The organism is Pseudomonas sp. P5_A12 (assembly GCF_056400685.1).
The window spans coordinates 1-7911 of sequence record NZ_JBFUKU010000242.1; the positions used below are offsets into that span (position 1 = coordinate 1).

The 7911-nt window shown below is 61.1% G+C and carries 7 protein-coding genes; 6 read left to right on the forward strand and 1 reads right to left on the reverse strand.

What is annotated here, in order from left to right:
- Positions 1 to 82: hypothetical protein (locus AC1DSG_RS23870; RefSeq protein ID WP_477793099.1), on the forward strand; the 82-nt coding region annotated here is incomplete at its 5' end.
- Between the two features lie 151 nt (positions 83 to 233).
- On the opposite strand, the gene AC1DSG_RS23875 is transcribed toward AC1DSG_RS23870, so the two are convergent.
- Positions 234 to 1253: a quinone-dependent dihydroorotate dehydrogenase gene (locus AC1DSG_RS23875; protein WP_477793094.1), complete on the reverse strand. Its 1020-nt coding sequence runs from the start codon at positions 1251 to 1253 to the stop codon at positions 234 to 236.
- Positions 1254 to 1483: 230 nt separating this feature from the next.
- Between AC1DSG_RS23875 and AC1DSG_RS23880 the strand changes: the two genes are divergently transcribed.
- The 5 genes from AC1DSG_RS23880 to AC1DSG_RS23900 all read left to right on the forward strand — a co-directional run.
- Complete coding sequence (locus AC1DSG_RS23880) at positions 1484 to 2695, forward strand: CmpA/NrtA family ABC transporter substrate-binding protein (protein ID WP_477793095.1); 1212 nt, start codon at positions 1484 to 1486, stop codon at positions 2693 to 2695.
- Between the two features lie 15 nt (positions 2696 to 2710).
- Positions 2711 to 3286, forward strand: coding sequence for an ANTAR domain-containing response regulator (locus AC1DSG_RS23885; RefSeq protein WP_007948251.1), 576 nt, complete (start codon positions 2711 to 2713; stop codon positions 3284 to 3286).
- A gap of 336 nt (positions 3287 to 3622) precedes the next feature.
- A complete protein-coding gene (locus AC1DSG_RS23890; protein WP_477793096.1) occupies positions 3623 to 4834 on the forward strand; it encodes a nitrate/nitrite transporter in 1212 nt (403 codons plus the stop codon).
- A gap of 7 nt (positions 4835 to 4841) precedes the next feature.
- Complete coding sequence (locus AC1DSG_RS23895; RefSeq protein ID WP_477793097.1) at positions 4842 to 6512, forward strand: bifunctional protein-serine/threonine kinase/phosphatase; 1671 nt, start codon at positions 4842 to 4844, stop codon at positions 6510 to 6512.
- Positions 6513 to 6965: 453 nt separating this feature from the next.
- A partial coding sequence (locus tag AC1DSG_RS23900) for an NAD(P)/FAD-dependent oxidoreductase (RefSeq protein ID WP_477793098.1) occupies positions 6966 to 7911 on the forward strand: 946 nt, incomplete at its 3' end.

The following is a 7911-nucleotide window of genomic DNA, read 5'->3' on the forward strand; positions in this document are numbered from 1 at the left end:
GGTGCAGATCTACTCCGGCTTTATCTACAAAGGCCCGGCGTTGATTCGTGAGTCGGTAGACGCCATCGCAGCCCTGCGCTGACCTGTAGCAGCTGTCGAGCCTGCGAGGCTGCGTCCGGCTGCGCAGCAGTCGTAAACCCTGAATGTACGGTGTATCTGCAAAACCGCAGTGTCTGATTTCACGACTGCTTCGCAGCCGGACGCAGCCTCGCAGGCTCGACAGCTGCTACAGGTCAGCGCAGGGCTGCGATGGCGTCTACCGACTCACGAATCAACGCCGGGCCTTTGTAGATAAAGCCGGAGTAGATCTGCACCAGGCTCGCACCCGCCGCGATTTTCTCGGCCGCGTGTTTGCCTTCGGTGATGCCGCCCACGGCGATGATGGGCAGGCGACCTGCCAGTTCCGCCGCCAGCACTTTCACGGTGTTGGTGCTCTTGTCGCGAACCGGTGCGCCGGACAGACCGCCCGCCTCGTCACCGTATTCCATGCCTTCGACGCCGACGCGACTCAGGGTGGTGTTAGTGGCGATCACCGCGTCCATTCCGGTTTCCATCAGCGCTTGTGCGACCTGTGCGGTCTCTTCGTCGGTCATGTCCGGCGCGATCTTGATCGCCAGCGGGACATGTTTGCCGTGGCGCAACGCCAGTTCTGCGCGGCGCGCGGCCAGATCAGCGAGCAACTGCTTGAGCGAATCGCCGAACTGCAGGCTGCGCAGGCCCGGGGTGTTCGGTGAACTGACGTTGACCGTCACGTAGCTGGCGTGGGCATATACCTTGTCCAGGCAAATCAGATAATCGTCGACCGCGCGCTCAACCGGGGTGTCGAAGTTCTTGCCAATGTTGATGCCCAGCACGCCTTTGTACTTGGCCGCCGCCACGCGGGCCAGCAAATGGTCGACACCAAGGTTGTTGAAGCCCATGCGGTTGATGATCGCCTCGGCTTCCGGCAGACGAAAAATCCGTGGTTTCGGGTTGCCCGGCTGCGGGCGCGGAGTGATGGTGCCGATTTCGACAAAACCAAAACCCAGTTGAGCGAAACCGTCGATGGCCGCGCCGTTCTTGTCCAGACCGGCCGCCAGACCCACCGGGTTCGGGAAGTCCAGGCCCATGACCGACACCGGCATTTTCGCCGGGGCCTTGCACAGCAAGCCATTGAGGCCCAAACGCCCGCCCGCGCCGATCAGGTCCAGGGACAGATCGTGGGAGGTTTCCGGGGAAAGTTTGAACAACATCTGACGGGCCAGGGTGTACATGGGCGGGTTTGACTCTGGGCTACGAAAAGTGGCGGCAATTATAGCCGGGCATCGGGTTGCAGGCGAGGCGCGCGATAAAATCAGCGAGCGATGGCATATGCCTTGCACCGTCACCGGTATCAGCACTCATGCCAACGGCGGAATGGGTCGCAAGACAAAGGCGTCGTCACTGGGCCTTGCTCTGGCAAGCAGCCCGTTGCGGCGTTTTTTTTATGGAAAGGTGCTTATTGATGATTGAAGTTCCAGCCAACCCTCTGGCTTGGGTCCACGGCAGCGATGCCCCGGAAAAGACCGACATCAATCTCGGTTTCATGGCCCTGAGCGACTGCGCTTCGGTCGTGGTCGCCGCCACGCAGGGCTTTGCCCAGCCCTACGGTCTGACCCTGAACCTCAAGCGCCAGTCGTCCTGGGCCAACCTGCGGGACAAACTGGTCAGCGGCGAACTTGACGCCGCCCACAGCTTGTACGGCCTGATTTATGCCGTCCACTTGGGCATTGGCGGCGTGGCCTCGACAGATATGGCCGTGCTGATGGGACTGAACCAGAACGGCCAGAGCATCAATCTCTCCCATGGTTTGCAGGCGTTGGGCGTGACCAGTCCTGAAGCACTCGACCGCCACGTGCACCAAACTCGCCCAAAACTCACCTTCGCCCAGACATTTCCCACCGGCACCCACGCCATGTGGCTGTATTACTGGCTGGCGAGCCAGGGTATCCATCCATTGCAGGATGTTGACAGCGTGGTGGTGCCGCCACCGCAAATGGTCACACACCTGCAAGCCGGACGCATCGATGGTTTTTGCGTGGGTGAGCCGTGGTCCGCCAGCGCGGTGCAGCAAAATCTCGGTTTTACCCTGGCGACGTCGCAGACCATTTGGCCCGATCACCCGGAAAAAGTCCTCGGCTGCACCCGTGCGTTTGTCGAGCACTACCCCAACACCGCGCGAGCCTTGGTGATGGCGATCCTGGAAGCCAGCCGGTTCATTGAGCAAAGCACGGAAAACCGCCGCAGCACCGCGCAACTGTTGAGCGCACCCGACTACCTCGACGCACCGCTGGACTGCATTGAACCGCGCCTGCTGGGGGATTACGCTGATGGTCTGGGCAATCGCTGGCAGGACCCGCATGCGCTGCGCTTCCATGCCAGCGGTGAGGTCAATCTGCCGTACCTGTCCGACGGCATGTGGTTCATGACCCAGTTCCGACGCTGGGGATTGTTGCGCGACGATCCGGATTACCTCGGCGTAGCCCGTCAGGTCCAGCAACTGGACCTGTACCGCGAGGCCGCCAGCGCTGTCGGTGTCGCCGCCAGTGGTCAGGACATGCGCAGCAGCCAGTTGATCGACGGCAAAGTCTGGGACGGCTCCAGTCCGTCCAGTTATGCCCGCAGCTTCAAGTTGCACGCCCTGAGCGACAGCTCGCAACGATTCGCTCACCGCTGACAGGAGACTGCAAACATGCTGCGTATCCTGCTGATCAACGACACCGCAAAGAAAGTCGGCCGCCTCAAAGCCGCGCTGACCGAAGCCGGGTTCGAGGTGATCGACGAATCGGGTTTGACCATCGACCTGCCCGAACGCGTCGAAACGGTGCGTCCGGACGTGATTCTGATCGATACCGAGTCACCGAGCCGCGATGTGATGGAGCAAGTGGTGCTGGTGACCCGCGACCAGCCACGACCGATCGTCATGTTTACCGATGAGCATGACCCCGGCGTGATGCGCCAGGCGATCCAGTCCGGGGTCAGTGCCTACATCGTCGAAGGTATTCACGCACAACGCTTGCAGCCGATTCTCGACGTGGCCATGGCACGCTTTGAAAGTGACCAGGCGTTACGCGCTCAACTTCATGCCCGCGACCAACAACTGGCCGAACGCAAGCGCATCGAACTGGCCAAGGGGCTGTTGATGAAGATGAAAGATTGCAATGAGGAAGAGGCTTACACCCTGATGCGCCGCCAGGCCATGAGCCGGCAGCAGAAGCTGATCCAGGTGGCGGAGCAGATCATTGCCATGAGTGAGTTACTCGGGTAACCGATCGTTCCCACGCTCCGCGTGGGGATGCATCCCGTGACGCTCCGCGTCACAGCGAGAAGCGGACGCGGAGCGTCCATGGCGGCATTCCCACGTGGAGCGTGGGAACCATCTCATGAAACTGGCACAAATCTGGCTAAGTAATTACCACAGGTAACCAACGGCGGTTGCCCCACCTACGACAAAGACGTCGCTCACCTCATTTGCCCTTGGCGAATCAGGTGGCGGCGTTTTTTAGTTTTGGCCCCACAGCCCGGGGCCGGTGGTGCGGCCCTTAGGCGCCCCACCTGCTAGCTCATGACTCCTTCTCGAGACTCTTCACAGCTGAGGTGCGCGATGAATTCAAGCTTCTGGAAATCCGGCCACACGCCGACACTGTTTGCGGCCTTCCTCTACTTCGACCTGAGCTTCATGGTCTGGTACCTGCTGGGCCCGTTGGCAGTGCAGATCGCCGCAGACCTGCACCTGACCACCCAACAGCGCGGGCTGGTGGTAGCGACGCCAATTCTGGCCGGGGCCGTGCTGCGCTTTATCATGGGCATGCTGGCGGATCGCCTGTCGCCAAAAACCGCCGGGCTGATTGGCCAGGTGATCGTCATCTGCGCGCTGTTCGGCGCCTGGAAACTCGGGATTCACAGCTACGAACAAGCGCTGGTGCTGGGCCTGTTCCTCGGCATGGCCGGTGCGTCCTTCGCCGTCGCCCTGCCGCTGGCCTCGCAATGGTATCCGCCGCAACATCAGGGCAAAGCCATGGGCATTGCCGGCGCTGGCAACTCCGGCACGGTGCTCGCAGCGCTAATCGCCCCGGTATTGGCGGCCGCGTTCGGCTGGAGCAACGTGTTCGGCTTCGCTCTGATCCCGCTGATCCTCACCATCATCGTCTTCGCCTGGCTGGCGAAAAACGCACCTGAACGGCCGAAAGCCAAATCCATGGCTGACTACTTCAAAGCCCTGGGCGACCGCGACAGCTGGTGGTTCATGTTTTTCTACAGCGTGACCTTCGGTGGTTTCATCGGCCTGGCCAGCGCTCTGCCCGGCTACTTCAACGACCAATACGGCCTGAGTCCGGTCACAGCCGGTTACTACACAGCGGCCTGCGTGTTCGGCGGCAGCCTGATGCGTCCGTTGGGCGGCGCACTGGCAGACCGTTTCGGCGGTATTCGCACGTTGCTGGGAATGTACACAGTGGCGGCGCTCTGTATCGCGGTGGTGGGTTTCAATCTGCCGAGTTCCTACGCGGCGCTGGCGCTTTTCGTCTGCACCATGCTCGGTTTGGGTGCAGGCAACGGCGCGGTTTTCCAGTTGGTGCCACAGCGTTTTCGGCGGGAGATCGGTGTGATGACCGGTTTGATCGGCATGGCCGGCGGCATCGGTGGCTTTGCGCTGGCGGCAGGCATGGGCGCGATCAAGCAAAGCACCGGCAGCTATCAACTGGCCTTGTGGTTGTTCGCCAGCCTCGGTGTTTTGGCCTGGTTCGGTCTGCACGGCGTGAAGCGTCGCTGGAGAACCACTTGGGGTTCGGCTGCCGTGACGGCGGCTCGGGTCTGAGTCCTCGATGAGCCTGCAACTGAGCTTTGCCCAATCCAGCGCCATCGGCCCGCGGGAGGAAAATCAGGATGCCCTGCGCCTGGTGACGCCGAACCCGGCGCTGGCGGTCAGCAAGGGTTACCTGTTCGCCATTGCCGACGGGGTCAGCCAATGCGCCGACGGCGGTCTCGCGGCCCGTTCGACCTTGCAGGCCCTGGCGCTGGACTATTACGCCACCCCGCAAACCTGGGGGGTCGCTCAAGCATTGGACCGCTTGCTACTGGCGCAAAATCGCTGGTTGCAGGCCAACGGCGGTGGGCAACCGCTGTTGACCACCGTCAGTGCTTTGGTCATGCGCGGCAGGCGCTTTACCCTGGCTCATGTAGGAGATTGCCGGGTGTATCGCTGGCACGCGGACCAGTTGCAGCGCGTCAGTGAGGATCATGTCTGGGACCAACCGGGCATGCAGCACGTGCTCAAGCGTGCGCTGGGGCTGGATCAACATCTGGTGCTGGATTTTCTCGATGGCGAATTGCGCCTGAATGAAAGTTTCGTGCTGCTCAGCGACGGCGTTTGGGCGGTATTGGGCGACACCGCCATTGCCGCTATTCTGCGAGATCAGCCCGATCTGGACAGCGCGGCACAAACCTTGGTGAATGCCGCGCATCTGGCTGGCAGTCAGGACAATGCCAGTGCCCTGCTGGTGCGGGTCGATGCCTTGGGTGAAACGAGCATTGGCGATGCGCTGATGCATTTACAACAATGGCCACTGCCCCCAACGCTCAAACCCGGTCAATCCTTCGAAGGCTGGCAAATCGAAGGGGTTCTCGGCCACAGCCAGCAATCGCTGCTGTACCGGGTGCTCGACGGGCAACGACAACCCTGGCTATTGAAAACCCTGCCTGCTGCGCTACGCGACGATCATCTGGCCGGCCAAGCGTTGCTGTCGGAAGAGTGGTTTCTCAAACGCGTGGCCGGACGGCACTTTCCTGAAGTCCATGCCGCCAGTCAGCGTCAGCATTTGTACTACGTGATGCGCGAATATTCCGGATCTACGCTGGCAGAACTGCATTCGGGCGTAGGCCCCATGCCGCTTGTGCAATGGCGGGATCTGGCCGAACGCCTGCTAAGGGCGGTCGGCATGCTGCATCGACGGCAGATTCTGCACCGCGATATCAAACCGGAAAACCTGCTGCTGGGTGACGACGGCGAGTTGCGCCTGCTGGATTTCGGCCTGGCCTATTGCGCAGGCCTGTCGGAGGATCAACCTTCCGCCCTGCCGGGAACGCCCAGTTACATAGCGCCGGAAGCCTTTCTCGGAGGCGCCCCGACCCCGCAACAGGATCTGTACGCGGTGGGCGTGACGCTGTATTTCCTGCTGACCGGGCATTATCCCTACGGTGAAATCGAAGCGTTCCAGCGCCCCCGGTTCGGTGTACCGGTCAGTGCCAGTCGTTATCGGCCGGACTTGCCCGAGTGGATTGCGCAATGCCTGGAACGCGCCGTGGCGGCGGATCCGCTTCAGCGCTTTGAAACGGCTGAAGAATGGCTGCTGCTTCTGGAACAAGGCGAGCGCCGCAGTTTGAGTGTTCGTCCCAGACCGTTATTGGAACGCGAGCCGCTGAAGGTCTGGCGGACAATGGCGTTGGTGTCGTTGCTGTTGAATCTGGTGCTGCTGGTTCTTGTATTTCATGGCTGACACAAATCCCTTGTAGCAGCTGGCGAAGCCTGCGTTCGRCTGCGAAGCAGTYGTAAATCCTGGATGCTGGGTACATCTGGCACACCATGCCGTCTGAAATTACGACTGCTTCGCAGCCGAACGCAGGCTTTGCCAGCTGCTACAGAAGCCGCGCCAATTGCGGGCAACGTGCATTGAATCGGTGCAAAAACGTCCCTATCCAAATCCGAGACTGCGACCAAACCTAATAAATCCGGCGATCTGAGGCACTTGGCACAACCACTGCATTACCCTTTTCACCACACATAAAGCCCGGCCTTCAACGACGAAGGTTGCGCTTCCCGAGAGAACGGGACCAGGACAAAGGCGTCCTCGCTAGGCAACTAGCGGGACGCCTTTTTTTGTTTGCGCAAAATTTGTCGAGCCAGACCTGAAGCCCTGATGAGGCGGGTCGGAGCTCCCCCGGAGAACCTGATGAAAAAACTAAAACTGGTGATGATCGGCAACGGCATGGCCGGGGTTCGCACCCTGGAAGAACTGCTCAAGCTGAGCAACGAGCTCTACGACATCACGGTCTTCGGCGCCGAACCCCACACCAACTACAACCGCATCCTGCTGTCGCCGGTACTGGCCGGTGAGCAGACGTTCGAAGAGATCGTGCTCAACGACCTCGACTGGTACCTGGACAACAACATCAAGCTGTTGCTCAACCGCAAAGTGGTGGAGATCGACCGGGTCAAACGCCGGGTCATCGCCGAAGACGGCAGCGAGGCTGAATACGATCGCCTGCTGATCGCCACCGGTTCGACCCCGTTCATTCTGCCGATCCCGGGCAACACCCTGGAGGGCGTGATCGGCTACCGCGACATCGCCGACACCCAGGCCATGATCAACACCGCCAAGACCCACAAGCACGCCGTCGTCATCGGCGGTGGCTTGCTCGGCCTGGAAGCTGCCAACGGCCTGATGCTGCGCGGCATGCACGTCACCGTGGTGCATATCGGCGAATGGCTGCTGGAGCGCCAACTCGACAAGACCAGCGGCCAGTTGCTGCAAACCGCACTGGAAGCACGCGGCCTGCACTTTCGCCTGTGCGAACAAACCCAGGCGCTGCACGATGCCGGCAATGGCCGGGTCGGCTCGGTTGAATTCAAGAACGGAGAGATCATTCCCGCCGACCTGGTGGTCATGGCCGCCGGCATTCGCCCCAACACCGAACTCGCGGAAAAATCCGGCATCCCCTGCAATCGCGGGATTCTGGTCAACGACACGATGCAAACCTACGACCCACGGGTCTACGCCATCGGTGAATGCGCCAGCCATCGCGGCATTGCCTACGGCCTGGTTGCGCCATTGTTCGAGCAAGCCAAGGTTTGCGCCAATCACCTCGCACAATTGGGCTTCGCCCGCTATCAAGGCT